The following is a 16,901-nucleotide window of genomic DNA, read 5'->3' as shown; positions in this document are numbered from 1 at the left end:
AAAATCGCGTACTATCTAACACCCCGTGCAAACCAGCGCCGCATCAACTCAACCTGAAAACAATAACCATCACCAACTTCCTCAATCAACTCCCGTTGCAGAAGCAAACCGACAGCATCAAAATCATCAGTAAACTCTTGCAAAATAGTTTCCCGGCTCACGATTTCCCCTTCCCCTTGTGCAGCCAAAAACTGCAAAATAGCTAATCCTGCCGCATCTACTTGATTGTTTTGAATATCGGCAAAGACGAAACTGCCAACACTTAAAGCTGCTGGGATTGCTGCTTCGATATCAGCTAAAGTTGCCAGTCGGCGGATAGAGGGGTCTTGCTCGTTTTTGAGGGCGACAATTTCAGCGCAGAGGAGTTGTATTAGGAAAGGGTGACAGCGCGTGAGTTGCAAAACTCGATCGACCGCATTCGGTTCGTAGCGCAGGGTAAAATCTTGGACGGGTTGCTCAATTAGTTGACGCGCTTCAAGTTCCTTCAAATAGCTGATATGAATGACTTGGACATTGATTAAATAGCTGGCCCAACGCTGAAATTCTTCTATTGTATGACTGCCAGCTAGCATTACTTTGAATCGGGGACGATGTTGAATTAGGTGACGCAACATTCCCAAAACATCTTGCTCGTCGAAACGTCCTTTTCTGATGGCATCATCTAGCGCCTCGAATTCATCTAAGGCAAGCAGGGCAATATTTTGTGCTAGGGCTGCTTCTACTTTGTCCAGCCATTCATCAAAGCGGGTGAAAGGGTCATCTTGCAGTGTTTCGCGATCGAGAGATGGGAGAGTTAACGCGCTTTGGCGCTTCGCTGAGTTTGTCATACTCCTAGCGATATTGTAGAGAAACCCAGCAGAATCACTTGCTGATGAAACTGGGCTTTGCAAGTCTACAAACATGGGAATAATATTGCTCGGTAGCAAGCGTCCAAGGTTGTTGAGTAGGGAAGTTTTGCCCATGCGCCGTTGACCGTACAGTAGCAAGGGTGGGCGGCGGCGGTCTAGGAGTAATTGCTCGATGCGCGTGCCGATATCAGTACGCCCGGTGAAGATTTCCTGCTGTTCTGTCAGGGGTACGCCGATGATATAAGGGCTGTCAATTTCTTGGCGAAGTTCGACTGCTTCTGCTAGTTCTCGTATATGGTTGGTGACTATTTCCGACCAATTGGTAGCAATGGGGCGAAAACGAACAGAATATTTATCGCTGCTGCGGGTGAATTCTCGTATTAAATTGTTTAATTTTTCTGCTACCGAACTGAGAGCTAAACGCTGGTTGTAAGGACTTTTCTGGTTGAGGGCTGCATCTACGTCTTGGCTGATATAACTGAAGCTACTGAGTATGGTGCTGACTTGACTGTTTGGTTCGCCGATCGATATACTGCGGTGAGCGTTACTTATGGCTGTTACGTCTGCACAGATTTCTAGCCTTTGTACATCCTGTTTAATCTTTGTTAGCCGATCGGACGATCGCCGATAGCTAGTATATCCAAAAAATATAAGTAAAAATGCACAAATGAGTGCAAATACATAAAACATTAAAATATGAGCTGGCAATAAATTAATGCAGCTCGCTAAAATTGCTGTGTTAGATTTGCGTTAGGGAAAAAGAGAATAGAGTGCCCAGTACCTTTAGACTCTGGACACCCACGCTCCCCCTGAACATTACCGTTAAGCTACCGTTCAGAAGCTTTGATTAAACTTTTGAACAATTGGAGAGCTAAATGGCTAATTTTTATCGACCACTGTTAATTGTTGCAGTGGTGATTTGCGCCATCTTGAATGACGTACCTTTTAATGATCCAGTCGTGTTTCCCGTTATCATCCAATTACTCATGCCTATGGAGGATAGGAGCAAGGGCAAGGATGACGACAAGCATGAATAGCAACAGTGTGAATCGTTGAACTACTTTTTGTAATCAAGACCAGCTAAGTAAGGTGACAACTTACTTGGCTTTTTTGTTTTACACGATTACACCGCTTTAAACGAATACAGTCTGTTTTCGTTAATACATATTTGTATTATACATTTAGACGTGACTGACTTAAAAGTTTATGAAGTTGACTTGTGACTGACTTGTGACTGACTTGTGACTGACTTGTGACTGACTTATTGTTAACAATGAAATTATTGCATAAATTGGCTCCGCAAGACCGATTGCCAGCCCCCTAGAGGCAAGAGGCGGTTTCAGCCTCAAAATTATCCAACTTAACTGCGCGATAGCTTAGCTTATTTCTAGCACCATCTAGTAGCAAAAGGTGAGTAAATGATTCAGCTTTAGAGGCAAATTAGTTCTCACGGCATTTACTTTTTAAAATGAGCGAATAGCTTTATCTGTTGCAAACCTTCTTCATGCCAATTATCCCCTGTTTCCCCATCTTCCAGACTAAATAATCGTTCTCTACACAGGATTTGCATCAGCAGAGGCCAGCATTCACTTTGATTCAAAATCCACTCGACATCCTCATCGGGAAAAGGAATGGGCGAACTGGCTATCAACTCCCGTGCTTCTTCTTCAGTCATAGCTCCCAGAGTTGTAGTATATCCAAAAATATTGAAAAAAGGCGAACTATGTCCGGTGCTAGTCGCTAATTCAATCGGTGATTCAGGAGCAGCTAAAACAAACCCTAGATTCCCATTTGTTTGGTTGGTTGCTAAAGAACGCAAACTTTCCCAAAATCCATCATCTAATTCCGGACAGCGTTGTAAACCGACACCAATTTCGTCTAGTAAGATGACTGTCGGCTGATGTAAATTACGGCTAACTACATCCATAAATCTATCCAAGTCGCAAGGATTAGGCACTGCCATTTTCAGGGATTCTAAAATATATCGCAGCAGCCCTTCCCGATTCTGAAGTCGCGAATCTTGAAAATCTACGAATATCCAGCGATAGTTTTCTGGATTGGGCAACCAGTCAGATTTTTGATTGGGACGTAACTGTTCTATTGATGTGGTGGTAATGTTTTTTAAGTATTGCAGTAGAGAAGTTTTACCGCTGCGCTTTTTGCCGATAATGGCCGCATTTTGCAATGGAAGGCGTTTGAGCAAATTGAATAGGCGTTTGAGTTCTTTCTCGCGTCCAAAGAAGCAGCGCGGATGGGTGATGGGATTCCCAGTTATAAACGAAGAAGTTTCCTCAAAGATTTGTTGTGAATTAGGCTGAGGTGACTGAGGATTTGTTATTTCTAGAGTGGCAATGGTGTTCCACTTAAACCCCAATTTCTCGCTAATTTCAACAAAATTTCGATAATCAACAGGTTGTCCCGCCAGAAATTTCGTGACAGTAGATCGGGATAATCTCAATGTTTCAGCCAAATCCACCTTACTCGCAAAGCCCCTCATCACTACAGCCGATTGGACTTGTTCAATGCACCCTGGAGAAACTCTAAGCGATCGCCCCATAATTATTATCAGCAAATAATATTTATTCGATCGTTAATCTGCAATATGCTTGTAGATTTCCAGCAAGATAAATGTTTAATAATCATTTAAATATTAACCAACTATTGTCCTGCGATAATTCTAGCACAATCGATCGCACTCCTCAACAAGAAATTTTGCATCAAGCTCATTCCTATTCTCTGGCAATCCGTGGATTCATCATCACCAGTGTTTTGCTCTATCTTGTAGGTATCGGTTCCTTTGTGGCTGGCAAAGTCCCAGAAGGAACAATTAACACCGCCAGTGAGTTAACACTCAAGATCCTGTTTGTGCTCGTCAAGCTCGATCGACAAAACACCGATCGCCTAAATCGCCTATCCATAGACCAAGACTAACCACAGTATAACCGCTGGCCCGATCGCACTCTCCGGCAAAATCCAGCCAGGGCGATCGTCCGCCAGCTTATATCATCCGTCATTTGCCGGATATGATTAATTAAAACGTGTCGCACTATTGATTAGATTCCGGGCGATTCTGGCGCTTATTCTGGATAAACTGTTCCAAATCTGCGATCGCATCTTCAAAATCCGACAAATTAATTTTCTTAGCTTTAGCCTTCTTCGGCGGACTCGCAGACTCACTCGCAGGCTTAGCTTGAGGCGACGGAGACTGAGGCTGTGCTGCTTCTGGGTTGGAAGCTTCTATATAATCAAACAATTCATCCAGGGACTGAAAAAAAGCTTGAGCCGAGGCCCGGCGTGAATCTTTCAAATCATCCTCATCCATCATAAGCCACTCCATAGACTTCAAAACTTGCCTAGAAACTCTGCCCACCGGCACGTGCAGATATTAGACATCAAAACCTCAATCAACTAAAATCCTTGAGAAATTTCGCTTTTATCCTCTTGCGAGATCCCCCTAAATCCCCCTTAAGAAGGGGGACTTTGAGAAGAATCCTGTCCGCCCCTTAAGAAGGGCTTGACAAGGGGAACTTTGATCGCCTCTTGTTCCCCCCTTCTTAAGGGGGGCTAGGGGGGATCTGGGCCCTATCGTCAAACAGTAGACCGACACTGCATTTGACTTTCAGTTGACACGGCTTACGCATTGTCAGCCATCAATCTGTACTTAACTTTACACCCGCCTACAGGGTGATTTGAGACTTGGCGCACACCCAGCTCAACATAATCGACCCTAAAAAAATCTCAGTTACTGTCTAATTAACCCTAGTCTAGTCGAGAATAAGGACACAGGACTTATGCAACTATTACCGCTGTTCAAAGGTTGCGATCGCAACGCACCACCTCGAAAGGACGGACAGACGGTGTTTTTTGCTTGAGTCCTAAGATTTCAAAGGCATTAGGAGATTTTAAGGTGACTCAAGGATTTGATTACGATTTAGCAATTATCGGCGCCGGCGTGGGCGGGCACGGGGCCGCCATACACGCGGTTAGCTGCGGGCTGAAAGTGGCAATTATCGAAGCGGGCGACATGGGCGGGACTTGCGTCAACCGCGGCTGCATTCCCTCCAAGGCGCTGCTGGCGGCTTCCGGGCGCGTGCGGGATATGCGGAATGCACACCACCTCAAGACTTTGGGTATTCAGTTGGGAAGTGTGGATTTCGATCGAGGGGCGATCGCCAATCACGCTAATACTATTGTTAGCAAACTGCGCGGCGACTTGACAAACAGCCTCAAACGTTTGAACGTCGATGTCATCCAAGGTTGGGGCAAAATTGCCGCTGCTCAAAAAATTGCGATCGAAACCGATAAAGGCGAGAAAACTATTACCGCCAAGGATATTATTCTCGCCCCCGGTTCAATTCCTTTCGTCCCTCCGGGGATAGAAATTGACGGCAAAACTGTATTTACTAGCGATGATGCTGTCAGATTGGAATCTCTACCGAAGTGGATCGCAATTATTGGCAGCGGTTATATTGGTTTGGAGTTTTCGGATATTTACACAGCCCTCGGCTGCGAAATTACGATGATTGAAGCTCTAGATCAATTGATGCCGACTTTTGACCCGGATATTGCTAAGTTAGCAGAACGAGTGTTAATTGCACCGCGCGATATTGAAACAAAAGTTGGTTTGTTGGCTAAGAAAATTATCCCTGGTTCCCCAGTAATTATTGAATTAGCTGATTTCAAAACTAAGGAAGTTGTCGAGATTTTAGAAGTTGACGCTTGTTTGGTAGCAACTGGTCGAGTTCCCGTCAGCAAGAATTTGGGGTTAGAAACAGTTGGCGTCGAAACGATGCGCGGCTATATTCCAGTTAACGATAAGATGCAGGTTTTGGTAGCAGGAGAACCGATCGCGAATTTGTGGGCGATCGGCGATGTTAATGGCAAAATGATGTTAGCCCACGCTGCATCTGCTCAAGGAATTGCCGCAGTCGAAAATATTTGTGGCCGCACTCGCGAAGTTGACTATTTGAGTATCCCAGCAGCGGCTTTTACTCACCCAGAAATTAGCTATGTGGGAATGAATGAACCTGCGGCGAAGGAGTTAGGAAAAGCCGAAGGGTTTGAGGTCGCTTCTGTCAAGAGTTATTTTAAGGGAAATTCTAAGGCTATTGCGGAGGGTGAAACCGACGGTATGGCTAAGGTGATTTACCGGAAAGATACTGGGGAATTGTTGGGAGTTCACATTTTTGGTTTGCACGCTTCGGATTTGATTCAGGAAGCGGCAAATGCGATCGCCCAGCGGGATTCTGTGAACACTTTAGCATTCCGAGTTCACACGCACCCGACGCTTTCGGAAGTGTTGGATGAGGCTTTCAAACGGGCGGCTGGGGCGGCGGGCGGTCATTAATTTGTAGGGGCGGTGTTCTTGTTTGACAGGACTTATGCACTGCGCCCAAAGAAACCGGGTTTTTCACCTAATCTGTGGGTTAGAACGAAAGATTTTCGTAAAAAACCCGGTTTCTGGCCCCGCGCGTCCAGGACTATTTTTAGATACCCGACTTTTTCAAGAAGTCGGGTATCTAGGTATTCTATTTTAGGGCGGCGGTAGAATTCCAATGAAATTTTCAGCTAATTCGAGAAATTCTTCAGCTTGGGCGATCGATTCTGCGGCTTGATCGCTAGTAACGGCATCAAGTTCGCCGTAATCTCCAGCATTTCTCAATTCCTGAGCTCTGATGAGGTATTGGTGAAACTTAACAGGAACTCTTCCTGTACGAGCAAATTCTCTGCCAAAGGCACTAATGACTGCGGAATGTTTAGAAAAAGATAACCCTTCACCTTCTAAAAATGCTTCGGCGATATAAAACATAGTGTAGTAGGCGCGAGAGGCTGCATAATCCGGGTATTCGCCATCTAACATTAACTTTGCCGCAGAAATGCTTTGACGGGCTTTGAGGAGTAAGTTTAATTGAGCGGATGTCATATTAAAATTCCCTCTTTACGGATATTTCGGAGCAAAGGGCCTTGATAATTAGCGAATTTTTCTTCATTCATAAACTGGCAGCTAATCACTTCATCATTTTGGAGCGACAAATCTGCTACAATCTGAAGAGTTCTATCAATTTCTTCGCCTGCTTGAACTGGCGCTTTGAGAACTACTAACACATCTATATCTGAATCGGGATGTGCGTCACCTCGCGCTTGGGAACCGTAGAGCACCATTGTGACAAGGCGGCTGTCGTAGATTTGCTCGAAGTGCGATCGTAATTCTGTCAATATGTTCTTAAGTTTATGGTTAATACTCATATTTTTTGTAAGTGATTGTAGGGCGATTTCCTAGGGAATAGCTACGCACGCGCGTACTTTGACTAATTCAGTTAAAATGAGATATTTGTCAGGAACCACTGTTAAGAATTACCTCAGCAATGTCTTGGCGTGTAGCACCGAAAGTAAGCAAGGTGCGAATCAGGAGATCCAGGGAAGCGGAAGGATCGCCAGCTTCCATTTTAGCAACTCTTGACTGGCTAGACTTAATTTTCTGGGCAAGATCGTGCTGGGTCATCTGTTGCCTAATCCGGTTTTGTTTGATGGCTTTACTCAGTGCAAGTTTCATTTCTATGAAGGCTGTTTCTTCTGGTGAAAGTCCGAGAAATTCCTCTACTGTCCCGATAGTCCATCCTGCTGCTTCTAAACGTTGGCGTTTAGCTGTGTCCATAAAATACCTTCCTGATATCAATTTAAATTTGGTCGTATTGCTTCAAGCGCTTTTTACATTTTTCAATTATAGAATCCGGTGTTTTGTTCGTGGTTTTGTTAAATACATCCACTATAATAATAGCATCTACATCAATTCGATAAATGATGCGCCAATCCTTGCTTGTCTCTGAATCGGCTAGACGGATCTCGTGACAATGAGATCCGATGCTTGGCATAGGGCGAGAGAATGGCATGGATAGGCTTTCGCCATCCTGTAGCTTTCGCAGCAGAAATCCGGCTTGAATACGCGCATCAGCAGAAAATGGCGGTGTTTTTACTTCCCCACTAAGCCAGACAAGGGGTTTACTTTCCGAATCTACCATCTATATTTTAGGTTTTTTTAATTATATGTCAAATCAGACATATAAGTAATTTAGCTTGTATTATCAAAAATTGTTAAGGTTATCAAAAATACCTATTGTCTTAGATGATGCGATCGACATTCGCGATCGCACTTTAAGCAGAATGCTGCAAATCTGGCTGACTTTTGGCAACAATAAAAAGAGATTCGATGTCGATCAGCCAGTTTTCATCAATAACTTTGAGATTGGTATCTAAAATTAGAGTCAGTTCGCCAATTTCATCATCGCCATCATCGCTAACTAGGTTGTTTTCGCCAGCAGATCGCTCGGCGTAAAGTGCGATCGCTCTAATACAGTGTTACGGGCGATCGTATTACTCACTTCTTAGGTGCAATAGTAAACTCAACTGAGCGACCATTTGAAGTAATGTAGGCTGATGAGGTTACCGTTCCGAACAAAATAGGTTCTAAATCGAGTGTTTGCCCGTTGTTTAGAATTATTTGTACTGGATATTGAACTCCTGCAGTTACATCTACATATGTTCCTCCTTCAGAAGTGCATCTAGGTGATAAGCCTACATTCCAGACTACAATTGGCTTACTATCACAGTTAACGACCATTTTCCTTGAAGGAGTACCGACATAACGTCTAGCTATAACTTTTGTTTGGAATCCAGGACACTCTTGCTTAGTTCGGCAACTCAAGAAAACTTTTGTCATTTCTTTTTTATTTTCTTCAGTAACTCCGATCGCAGTTTCTTGAGCAGGACGAATTAAGGTTAGTTCTCCTTCGGATTGTACTATTTCATACCAATTACTACTATAGTTTTTAAGTGGTATTGTTCCCAGTACATGGCACGAACCAAATTCTAAGTCATTAAACTTTCCTGAAGGAACTTTACCACAAAAAATTTCTACCTCTTCAAAATCCGTGACCTGTGTCGAGCTAGATAATGCCACAAGTGCTGGATCTGGTGGAATTTCTGTAACAGTGAATTGCCCAATATAAGGCCCTTTGACTATATCGCGAGTCATATTTTCACCGATCATAAAACTGGTGTAAGTATTTTTGCCTGCATCACCCAAAGTAAGTAAGAGATTACCTCCCTTACCTACTTTGTTCTTAAGGCTTTCATGCTGTTTACCCTGCAAGTCAAATAATTTACCAAATAATTCACTCACAATTTTGTCGCCGTCAACATCATATATAATCGATGCAATTTGCAGTAGATTTCCTCGCTTTCCGAGACAATTCATTAATGTAACAAAGGAATTATCACCTTCTTTTTGCTTAATCAAGTCCCTGCTACAATCATCTCTCAGTAAATTTGCTTTATTTAATTTAGTAGCTATCTCAACCATTCTTTCTTTACGGGTTTTAGTTTCATTTCCCCCTATTTTGTTTGCTCCTGCTTTTAATTGATTAAGATCGAGAACGGTATCTACCGCCGCAAAAGCATTTATCACTGCTACCCCACTATTCCAACCATAAGCTCCAAATTCATACTTGCCGTTTCTTTCGTACTTAGCACCGGGCGACATAATTACATCGTAAGTACCAGGTTTCCAACTCCCTGTTTTGGGCTTGAGAAGCTCACTAAATGGTTCACTCGGTAATTGGTTGTCTATGACGGGTAAGTTTATGTCAGTGGATAAAATTATTTCTTCGGCAACGATATCTGATTCACGGCTGCCACCATTTTTGTAATCTTCAGAAGTGACATTTTTAAAGGAGGGAAATTTCCCAGCAGGAAGAACTAAAACCTGTAGGGCGACTGGAGTAGTCCCAGCAATCTTGATTCCATCTGAGGTGGATTCCAATTTTATATCGTGTAAAACTAGAGGTCCATCCATACCAAGTAATACCGAATTATTATCTAATTCCTTGGCAATCTCATATTTAATTTTGTTGGTTCCTGATTGAGCATTGGCTGGTGGCACTAACCAATCAAACAACCCCAATTTTGAATTATCAGCAGCAACTAGATTTTTGAAATTGCTATTAAGTTTTGATGTGGGTTGAGATTGTATTACAGTAGGGTCGTCGCTAACTTCACCACTTCCAATGTTTTTGAGCATGAAATCTTTAAAAGCATTAGCACGGTCAACAGTTAAAAAAGAGCCGACTTGTATTGCTTTCTTACCTGTTTTCTCTCTTGTTATTGGTAACGCATCTTGACAAAATTTAGATGTTATTTTTTGTAGGTTACTCTCGTTGTAATCAACAAAAACAGGATACAGTTTGACAGGATAGGCTTTGGTGTCTGTGGGTAATGAGTCACCGCACACAGGTTTTGGAAATTGTACTTTATCGAAAGGGTTAGCAGAATTATTTGGTTTTGCTGGTGTTACTGGTTTTGCTGGTGTTACTGTAGGACTGGGTTTTGAAGGGGTAGAAACGCTAGAAGATTTTCCAAACAGAGATTTTGCCACTGACAGAGCAATGTCAGTAGATAGATCGATCGCTTTTTCATCTAAGATTGACTGGGACTGAGATACTAGCTTCACTAGCTCTTGAAATTTAGAATTTTTACTAACTGCTTTAAATACAGAAACACGCTGCTCAAAAGACAAACTAGAAAATATAGGGTTCATAAACACCAAACTTCTAGCCGTTGACTCAAAGCTCAATTCAGGTTGCTCGCTTTCTCCTGGAATCACAAAGTCTAGCAGCCTGATTTCATTACCAAATTTAGCTGCGACAACAGAAGTAGACTTACCTGATGACTTAGGTATCCTGATCTTTGTACCATTAGACTTAAGTGATTTTGCTTCAGCAAAGGTCATAACCTGACCCGCACCTAAATCAGCTTGTCCAGATGGTGTGCTAGTAACTTTAATTTCTAATCTGGCGGTGGGAAACTCCAGTTTCTTTTCAAACAAACTTTCCGTCACTGAACAGCTATATGTCAAGAATACAGTCAGGAAAAATAGAGTCGAGATTTTTGCGAATCTTCGTACTGTGTTTAAATATTTCACTTCGCTTTCCTACAAAGTTTATATGTTGTTGTCATAGTCCTAGACGCAAAAACCGGGTTTTTCACTAAAATACTGCATCCTGACCTTTAACCTGACAAAAAACCCGGTTTATTTGGTATTTATGCGTCAGTCCTATATTATTCATAATTACCTTACTTGTATAATATAATTCCAATTTAGTCAAGTCGGAAATGAAACAGCCTACCAAAGTAGGATTAAGTCGGAAAAGTAGGATAAAATCATAAAAAATCCGACACCTAGCCTACCTATGGACGCTCAGGAAATTTTGAATTTTGCCGATGACTTAGTTTTTGCCAATACGGGAAAACACTTAGAACCTCTACAACAATCTATACTTCGGAGTGCTTGGCAAGGTCAGAAATATTCAAAAACAGCAGATGAGTTTCACTGTACGGAAGGTCACGTCAAGGATGTTGCATCAGAATTATGGCAGCTATTTTCCAAAATATTAGGCGAAGAAGTCAATAAGGCAAATTTTAGAGTCAGATTGGAGCAAGTAAAATTCTCAAATCTCTGGAACTTCAATAATAAAGATTGTGTACACATTGGTAACGTCAACGTCTGTGAAAATAGTTCACAGCCCCCAAAAGCCCCCAGTTCACCAATTCATGAAGAACCTCTAAACAAAAACAACACTGAACCCAAAGTGCGTCAATTCTTAGCTGAAATGCCTAAGTCTGGCATTTTCTACGATCGCACCACCTCTCTCGCCACCCTCAAACAGTGGATTCTCCACGAAAACACCCGCCTACTCGCCATACACGGCATAGTCGGCATTGGCAAAACCGCGATCGCCGCCCAACTTGTCGAACAAATCAAACATGAATTTGATTTCGTCATCTGGCGAAGTCTCGCCACATCTCCACCCCTGTCAATACTTCAAAAAAATATAATTCAATTCTTCCGTAGGGGCGGTGCCCCCGTGCCCGCCCCAGCCCCCGTGCCCGCCAACTCCTCCCCAGAAGAAGGGGCAACCACGGGGGGATTGCCCCTACTGGAATACTTGCAAAAATACCGCTGTCTGCTGATACTCGATGACGTACAAATGGTAAATAGCAGCGGACAACTCGCTGGTAATTACCAACCTGGATATGAAGATTACGGCACGCTATTCAGACAGGTAGCAGAATTATCTCACAACAGTTGCTTAGTGTTGCTCAGTTGGGAAAAACCCAGAGAAATCGCCGCATTAGAAGGGAAAAACCAGCCAGTGCGATCGTTACAACTCAATGGTTTAGGTGCGGGCGCGGCGGAAATTCTCAGAGAAAAAGGTTTAGCTGAAGATGCAAAATGGTCAGAAATAATTGAACAATACAGAGGCAATCCCTTGTGGTTAAAAATAGTTGCTACAATGATTCAAGATTTATTTAACGGCAGCCTATCGGAATTTTTGTCGGACGATCCAGTATTTTTAGGCGATCTAGAATCTTTACTGCATCAGCCATTTAATCGCTTATCCGAGTCGGAAAAACAGGTGATGTCATGGTTAGCGAGTGAAACTGCGCCAGTTTCCCTCTCAAAACTGCCAGAGAATATGCAATTATCTCGATCGCAATTCTTGAAAGTTATGCAATCCTTGGGACGGCGTTCATTAATTGAAAAAATCCCGGAGGGCGATCGCACATTTTTTACCCTTGGGCCAGTTCTAAAAGAATATGTCAAAACTAACTATTCCCGCCCCAACATAGAACAAGAGGCTCGATCGCCCTTATAATATTCTTAGTATTGGGAAGCCAAAAACCATGTCGCTCACACAAACCCAAGTCACCTATACTGAAGCTCAAGCGAATCTTGAGGAACTCTGCGAACAACTCATCAACGATCGCGATGCCATCATCATCACCCGCTCTGACGGCGAAAACGTAGCCTTAATTGCCGCTGACGAATTGGCAAGCTTAATAGAGACAGTCTACCTGCTGCGATCGCCCAAAAATGCCGATCGCCTGTTAAGCGCCCTGCAAGACGCACAAGCCAGAATTGTCAAACCTCAGACTGTCAGAGAATTACGCGCTTGAAGTCAACGAGTAGTTGAGAATGACTCCACAGCAGCAGATTCAGCAATAATTTCTTCATCTTTGTTGCTCAAACCCGTCCCAAATTCAGTATACGGCCGCACTTGAGGATGGCGAAAACCGAGTACAATATCTTCTTGAGGAACACCTGCTGCTAGTAAATCCGTCGCCACTCCTTCTTCGGTATCATCATATTGAATCCAGATTGTATCGCCGATTAAATCGAGGTGGATTGGTGTAGCGTGTAGGTACTTGTTCTCATTCCAACCAATGTCCAAAACTAAATATCCTCCTCGATCGTCATCAAATAACAGTTGAGACTGATAGCCGTCAGGTATAGTATTGCGGAAGTTAGCGTGTTCCTGAAGTATGGTTTTGATAATTTCTTGGTATCTCAATCGGGTATCCATTGAAGTATTGCCTCACTCTTTTTATCAAAAACAATCAGTTTAACTATCTGATTTTTCAATAACACTTCCCCTAATTCTATGGCAAATACACTATTAAAAACCTCCTCAGAAATAGCAAGATAGAGTTTTCTATCGCTCTGCATTTCATTCAGCACTTGGCGGTAAAGAACGTACTGTCCCAAAGCCTGTTCCAAATCTCTTACATCCGATCGCCCTACAAAACTCTTGACCTCAACAACAATTTTTTCGGTTCCTTTTTCGGCATTAATTAGACGCTCTGCACCCAAGTCGGCAGATAAACGTTTGCGACCAATCTGCATGGGAAATGGATCGTGAGTAATCGTCCACCCATCCTTTTGTAGGGCACGCTTAACTGTATCGTGATAAATATCTTTAGCTGACACGCATTAGCACTCAGATTAGGAGGATTTACTGCAACCATTATATAATACGTTGAAACTTGTTGCGATCGCCCTTTATCCCCCCTATCATGCTCCAAATCCGCCGCCGTCCGCCCAGCACCTCAGTCTCCGTACTCTACCTCAGCTACAAAATCGCCGTACCCGACGCCGAACCCCGGCACATCCTCGAAGAAATTGTTTGGCAAAAAGAGGTTGAAGTAGCCCAAAAGCGCGATCGCACGCCTTTAGCCGAACTTCACAAAAGACTCCCCTTTGCACCCCCGATCCGCGACTTCCTCGGCGCACTCAAAAACGGTAAAACCACACCAGCAATCATCGCAGAAGTCAAAAAAGCTTCCCCCAGCAAAGGCGTAATTCGCGAAGATTTCGATCCAGTTGCGATCGCCCAAGCATACCAAGAAAACGGCGCCAGTTGCATCTCCGTACTCACCGATGAAAAGTTCTTTCAAGGCAGTTTCGACAACCTCGCTAAAATCCGTGCCGCCGTCGATTTGCCCTTACTTTGCAAAGAATTTATTATCTATCCTTACCAAATCTATCTCGCCCGGATTAGCGGTGCCGATGCTGTATTGTTAATCGCAGCTATCTTATCTGACAAAGACCTACAATACTTTGTGAAAATTGTCAAGACTTTGGGCATGACGGCCTTAATAGAAGTTCACACTCTCGAAGAACTCGATCGAGTATTAACCCTAGAAGGAGTCAACCTAATCGGCATCAACAACCGCAACCTAGAAGACTTTTCCGTCAGTCTAGAAACCACCAGCCAACTATTAGCCGATCGCCAAACCGAAATTCAAGGAAAAAACATCCTCACCGTCAGCGAGTCAGGAATCCATACAGCCGACGACCTCACCCAAGTTGCCAGCGCCGGAGTCCAAGCCGTCCTCATCGGCGAATCCCTAGTCAAGCAGCCAGATCCGGGTGCTGCTTTAGCCTCCCTTGCCAAGACACATCCGCCCATCACCAAAGGCGAGACTGCTTGACCAAAGAACGAGCCCGCCGGGCCCCTCGATGCGAGACATGGGGATAAGTCGGTAGCGGTTTCAACCGCCTAGAAGGGGTTGCACGGCTTTAGCCGCCGTGGTACAATAGATTCAAGCGAGTAGGAGCAACCATCTACGCGACGAAACATCCTAGTACTGAGAAATCCAGGCAACGGACATATCCGACTTCGATTCGGAACAGTTAAAGGGCAAATAATGGCAGGATGTCGAGCGTACCAACCTGGCAGAGTGATGGACTTTCCAAGCGATAGAAGCATAAAAGTATACGCAAAGTTTAGAGTAATCTAGACTGAGTGGGTAGCGGCGCATTGAACACGCCTGTGTGAAACCTTTATTGGAATCGCACGAATCCCCCCGATTCATCGGTGGGGTTAGTTCAAAAACACCCCCGAATTCTGATAAAAAATGATTGAGTAGGTAAATAATCAGAAATTCTAGCCTGCATCGACTCAAGCGCCTAACTGCAAAAAAAATAGCACTCAAAGCTATATTGCAGAGAAATATTTTGCCAGAAAGCAATTAAATCTATTCGCTGTCGCCAGTCGATCGCAAAATTTAGCGTTACCAACGCACCCAGCCCCGAATATTCGATCGGCAAAGCAGGGGTTTTTGTAAGGTTAGAAAACAAATAAGAAGTCGGGCATCTAATGTTCACCTGTGATGCCCCATGCACTTGCAATGGGGTATCGGTTCGCTGAGGTATGTTAGCTTTCATGGAGCCAATTCCCCTTCCTTCGTACATTCATTATGAATTGTTACTTCAATTGTTAGAACGCAAAACAATGTTTGCTGTCAGTCCACAATCGCCCCAACAGCAACAAGTTCACCAACTTATTATTACCCTGCGTAAAGCCCTTGCCATTCAAAAGCAATTAGAACAAAGCTGCGAGCGATCGAACTTGGCAGTAGAATACCGTTGGTCTTTAAATGAAACTAACCATACTGGCATTAAAAGTTAAAAAACTTAGAGTACCAACCGATCGTATTTGATTTATTCTGTAGAACTCCCATCGAAAAAGTTAGGACGACATAATGGACAACAAGTTAATGCTGATGATTCCCGGCCCTACACCGGTGCCGGAAGCGGCTTTGCTAGCAATGGCAAAACACCCGATGGGCCACCGCAGCAAGGAATTTGACGCGATTTTTGCCGAATGTACCGAAAATCTCAAATGGCTGCACCAAACCAGCGGCGACGTACTGAGTTTGACGGTTTCCGGTACCGGCGCGATGGAAGCTGGGATAATTAATTTCTTGAGTGCGGGCGATCGAGTTTTAGTCGGATGCAATGGTAAATTTGGCGAACGCTGGGCTGAAGTCGCACAAGCTTACGGTTTAAATGCCGAAATCGTCAAAGCTGAGTGGGGTCAACCTTTGAACCCCGAAGACTTCCGCGAAAAACTCGAAGCAGATACTGAGAAGCAAATCAAAGCTGTCATCGTCACTCACTCAGAAACCTCTACCGGTGTCCTGAATGATCTCGAAACCATCAACCGCCACGTCAAAGCCCACGGCGAAGCTTTAATTATGGTTGATGCTGTCACCAGTTTAGGTGCTGTCAGCGTGCCAATGGAAGCTTGGGGGCTAGATGTGATTGCTTCTGGTTCTCAGAAAGCTTACATGATTCCCCCGGGTTTGGGTTTTGTAGCCGTTAGTCCTAAGGCTTGGAAAGCTTACAAAACTGCCACACTGCCCCGCTATTATTTAGATTTGGGTAAATATAGCAAAGACGCTGCCAAAAATACGACTCCTTTTACTCCGCCAGTCAATATGTTTTTTGCGCTGCAAGCATCGCTGCAAATAATGAAAGGCGAAGGATTGGAAAACGTTTTCGCCAGACACAAGCGCTTGATGACAACTACTCGCGCCGCTGTAAAAGCTTTGGGTTTGCCATTATTTGCTGCTGATGATGCCGCCAGTCCTGCCATTACCGCAGTTATGCCGCCTGCGTCTGTAGATGCTCAAAAAGTGCGAACTTTGATGAGAAAGAAGTTTGATATTGCTCTCGCCGACGGACAAGACCATTTGAAAGGTAAAATCTTCCGCATCGGTCATTTGGGCTTTGTGTGCGATCGCGATATTCTAGCAGCAATTTCCGCTTTGGAAGTCGTGTTGCAAGAATTGGGTCATGAAGGCTGCCTTCCTGGTGCCGGTATCGCCGCTGCTGCGAAAGAGTTAGCTGGATCTTAATCTTAGTTATTAAAG

At 43.8% G+C, this 16,901-nt stretch carries 19 protein-coding genes; 8 read left to right on the top strand and 11 right to left on the bottom strand.

Annotation, left to right across the window (positions count from 1 at the left end):
- Positions 1-11: 11 nt before the first annotated feature.
- Together JGK20_RS12630 and JGK20_RS12625 are read right to left on the bottom strand one after the other, a co-directional pair.
- A complete protein-coding gene (locus tag JGK20_RS12630; protein ID WP_293210404.1) occupies positions 12-1,538 on the bottom strand; it encodes an AAA family ATPase in 1,527 nt (508 codons plus the stop codon).
- 766 nt (positions 1,539-2,304) lie between these two features.
- A complete protein-coding gene (locus JGK20_RS12625) occupies positions 2,305-3,420 on the bottom strand; it encodes an ATP-binding protein (protein WP_293174244.1) in 1,116 nt (371 codons plus the stop codon).
- A 56-nt stretch (positions 3,421-3,476) separates the two neighbouring features.
- Between JGK20_RS12625 and JGK20_RS12620 the strand changes: the two genes are divergently transcribed.
- Positions 3,477-3,779 (top strand): hypothetical protein, encoded by a 303-nt coding sequence (locus JGK20_RS12620; RefSeq protein WP_293189336.1) that lies wholly within the window; start codon positions 3,477-3,479, stop codon positions 3,777-3,779.
- 115 nt (positions 3,780-3,894) lie between these two features.
- Here JGK20_RS12620 and JGK20_RS12615 read toward each other — a convergent pair whose 3' ends face one another.
- Complete coding sequence (locus tag JGK20_RS12615; protein WP_293174248.1) at positions 3,895-4,185, bottom strand: hypothetical protein; 291 nt, start codon at positions 4,183-4,185, stop codon at positions 3,895-3,897.
- Positions 4,186-4,755: 570 nt separating this feature from the next.
- Between JGK20_RS12615 and lpdA the strand changes: the two genes are divergently transcribed.
- Positions 4,756-6,195, top strand: a complete 1,440-nt coding sequence (gene lpdA, locus JGK20_RS12610) for a dihydrolipoyl dehydrogenase (protein ID WP_293230669.1) — start codon at positions 4,756-4,758, stop codon at positions 6,193-6,195.
- 186 nt (positions 6,196-6,381) lie between these two features.
- Here the strand turns inward: lpdA and JGK20_RS12605 are convergent, their stop codons facing one another.
- The 4 genes from JGK20_RS12605 to JGK20_RS12590 all read right to left on the bottom strand — a co-directional run bounded on the left by JGK20_RS12605 (position 6,382) and on the right by JGK20_RS12590 (position 7,867).
- Complete coding sequence (locus tag JGK20_RS12605; protein WP_293230666.1) at positions 6,382-6,771, bottom strand: HEPN domain-containing protein; 390 nt, start codon at positions 6,769-6,771, stop codon at positions 6,382-6,384.
- On the bottom strand, positions 6,768-7,094 hold the full coding sequence (locus JGK20_RS12600) for a nucleotidyltransferase domain-containing protein (protein WP_293230663.1): 327 nt from the start codon (positions 7,092-7,094) through the stop codon (positions 6,768-6,770). Before JGK20_RS12600 ends, JGK20_RS12605 begins: the two co-directional genes overlap by 4 nt.
- A gap of 88 nt (positions 7,095-7,182) precedes the next feature.
- Positions 7,183-7,503 (bottom strand): helix-turn-helix domain-containing protein, encoded by a 321-nt coding sequence (locus tag JGK20_RS12595; protein WP_293230660.1) that lies wholly within the window; start codon positions 7,501-7,503, stop codon positions 7,183-7,185.
- Positions 7,504-7,525: 22 nt separating this feature from the next.
- Positions 7,526-7,867 carry a type II toxin-antitoxin system RelE/ParE family toxin gene (locus JGK20_RS12590; RefSeq protein WP_293230658.1) on the bottom strand — a complete coding sequence of 114 codons (342 nt, stop codon included), beginning with the start codon at positions 7,865-7,867 and terminating at the stop codon, positions 7,526-7,528.
- 70 nt (positions 7,868-7,937) lie between these two features.
- On the opposite strand from JGK20_RS12590, the gene JGK20_RS12585 reads away from it, so the two are divergent.
- Positions 7,938-8,102, top strand: coding sequence for a hypothetical protein (locus JGK20_RS12585; protein WP_293230656.1), 165 nt, complete (start codon positions 7,938-7,940; stop codon positions 8,100-8,102).
- A gap of 121 nt (positions 8,103-8,223) precedes the next feature.
- Here JGK20_RS12585 and JGK20_RS12580 read toward each other — a convergent pair whose 3' ends face one another.
- On the bottom strand, positions 8,224-10,728 hold the full coding sequence (locus tag JGK20_RS12580; protein ID WP_293230653.1) for a hypothetical protein: 2,505 nt from the start codon (positions 10,726-10,728) through the stop codon (positions 8,224-8,226).
- A gap of 364 nt (positions 10,729-11,092) precedes the next feature.
- On the opposite strand from JGK20_RS12580, the gene JGK20_RS12575 reads away from it, so the two are divergent.
- On the top strand, positions 11,093-12,559 hold the full coding sequence (locus tag JGK20_RS12575; RefSeq protein WP_293230650.1) for an NB-ARC domain-containing protein: 1,467 nt from the start codon (positions 11,093-11,095) through the stop codon (positions 12,557-12,559).
- A 28-nt stretch (positions 12,560-12,587) separates the two neighbouring features.
- On the top strand, positions 12,588-12,860 hold the full coding sequence (locus JGK20_RS12570; protein ID WP_293230647.1) for a type II toxin-antitoxin system Phd/YefM family antitoxin: 273 nt from the start codon (positions 12,588-12,590) through the stop codon (positions 12,858-12,860).
- Between the two features lie 2 nt (positions 12,861-12,862).
- Here JGK20_RS12570 and JGK20_RS12565 read toward each other — a convergent pair whose 3' ends face one another.
- Together JGK20_RS12565 and JGK20_RS12560 are read right to left on the bottom strand one after the other, a co-directional pair.
- The gene (locus JGK20_RS12565) at positions 12,863-13,267 is read right to left on the bottom strand and encodes a XisI protein (protein WP_293230644.1); all 405 of its coding nucleotides are present in this window, start codon (positions 13,265-13,267) and stop codon (positions 12,863-12,865) included.
- Positions 13,252-13,671, bottom strand: a complete 420-nt coding sequence (locus tag JGK20_RS12560; protein WP_293230641.1) for an element excision factor XisH family protein — start codon at positions 13,669-13,671, stop codon at positions 13,252-13,254. The genes JGK20_RS12565 and JGK20_RS12560 overlap by 16 nt, the downstream gene beginning before the upstream one ends.
- Before the next feature lie 86 nt (positions 13,672-13,757).
- Between JGK20_RS12560 and trpC the strand changes: the two genes are divergently transcribed.
- Positions 13,758-14,675, top strand: a complete 918-nt coding sequence (gene trpC, locus JGK20_RS12555) for an indole-3-glycerol phosphate synthase TrpC (protein ID WP_293204703.1) — start codon at positions 13,758-13,760, stop codon at positions 14,673-14,675.
- Positions 14,676-15,153: 478 nt separating this feature from the next.
- Here trpC and JGK20_RS12550 read toward each other — a convergent pair whose 3' ends face one another.
- Positions 15,154-15,411 (bottom strand): hypothetical protein, encoded by a 258-nt coding sequence (locus JGK20_RS12550; RefSeq protein ID WP_293174266.1) that lies wholly within the window; start codon positions 15,409-15,411, stop codon positions 15,154-15,156.
- Between JGK20_RS12550 and JGK20_RS12545 the strand changes: the two genes are divergently transcribed.
- Together JGK20_RS12545 and JGK20_RS12540 are read left to right on the top strand one after the other, a co-directional pair.
- Positions 15,410-15,655 (top strand): DUF5340 domain-containing protein, encoded by a 246-nt coding sequence (locus JGK20_RS12545; protein ID WP_293144225.1) that lies wholly within the window; start codon positions 15,410-15,412, stop codon positions 15,653-15,655. The genes JGK20_RS12550 and JGK20_RS12545 overlap by 2 nt on opposite strands.
- Before the next feature lie 73 nt (positions 15,656-15,728).
- Entirely contained in the window at positions 15,729-16,886 is a 1,158-nt protein-coding gene (locus tag JGK20_RS12540; RefSeq protein ID WP_293174268.1) for an alanine--glyoxylate aminotransferase family protein, read from the top strand.
- Positions 16,887-16,901 lie beyond the last annotated feature (15 nt).

This window comes from Microcoleus sp. PH2017_05_CCC_O_A (assembly GCF_020738785.1).
Classification (GTDB): Bacteria; Cyanobacteriota; Cyanobacteriia; order Cyanobacteriales; family Microcoleaceae; genus Microcoleus.
Note: the sequence above shows the minus strand (reverse complement) of the source record. Positions and strands in the feature narration are given on the sequence as shown.

What these genes read in the sequence shown, in the direction of transcription:
- JGK20_RS12575 (WP_293230650.1), top strand. Translation starts at nt 11,093, where the DNA reads ATGGACGCTCAGGAAATTTTGAATTTTGCCGATGACTTAGTTTTTGCC.
- JGK20_RS12600 (WP_293230663.1), bottom strand. Translation starts at nt 7,094, where the DNA reads ATGAGTATTAACCATAAACTTAAGAACATATTGACAGAATTACGATCG.
- JGK20_RS12540 (WP_293174268.1), top strand. Translation starts at nt 15,729, where the DNA reads ATGGACAACAAGTTAATGCTGATGATTCCCGGCCCTACACCGGTGCCG.
- JGK20_RS12615 (WP_293174248.1), bottom strand. Translation starts at nt 4,185, where the DNA reads ATGGAGTGGCTTATGATGGATGAGGATGATTTGAAAGATTCACGCCGG.
- JGK20_RS12605 (WP_293230666.1), bottom strand. Translation starts at nt 6,771, where the DNA reads ATGACATCCGCTCAATTAAACTTACTCCTCAAAGCCCGTCAAAGCATT.
- JGK20_RS12630 (WP_293210404.1), bottom strand. Translation starts at nt 1,538, where the DNA reads ATGTTTTATGTATTTGCACTCATTTGTGCATTTTTACTTATATTTTTT.
- JGK20_RS12570 (WP_293230647.1), top strand. Translation starts at nt 12,588, where the DNA reads ATGTCGCTCACACAAACCCAAGTCACCTATACTGAAGCTCAAGCGAAT.
- JGK20_RS12595 (WP_293230660.1), bottom strand. Translation starts at nt 7,503, where the DNA reads ATGGACACAGCTAAACGCCAACGTTTAGAAGCAGCAGGATGGACTATC.
- JGK20_RS12550 (WP_293174266.1), bottom strand. Translation starts at nt 15,411, where the DNA reads ATGAAAGCTAACATACCTCAGCGAACCGATACCCCATTGCAAGTGCAT.
- JGK20_RS12620 (WP_293189336.1), top strand. Translation starts at nt 3,477, where the DNA reads ATGTTTAATAATCATTTAAATATTAACCAACTATTGTCCTGCGATAAT.
- JGK20_RS12590 (WP_293230658.1), bottom strand. Translation starts at nt 7,867, where the DNA reads ATGGTAGATTCGGAAAGTAAACCCCTTGTCTGGCTTAGTGGGGAAGTA.
- trpC (WP_293204703.1), top strand. Translation starts at nt 13,758, where the DNA reads ATGCTCCAAATCCGCCGCCGTCCGCCCAGCACCTCAGTCTCCGTACTC.
- JGK20_RS12545 (WP_293144225.1), top strand. Translation starts at nt 15,410, where the DNA reads ATGGAGCCAATTCCCCTTCCTTCGTACATTCATTATGAATTGTTACTT.
- JGK20_RS12565 (WP_293230644.1), bottom strand. Translation starts at nt 13,267, where the DNA reads ATGGATACCCGATTGAGATACCAAGAAATTATCAAAACCATACTTCAG.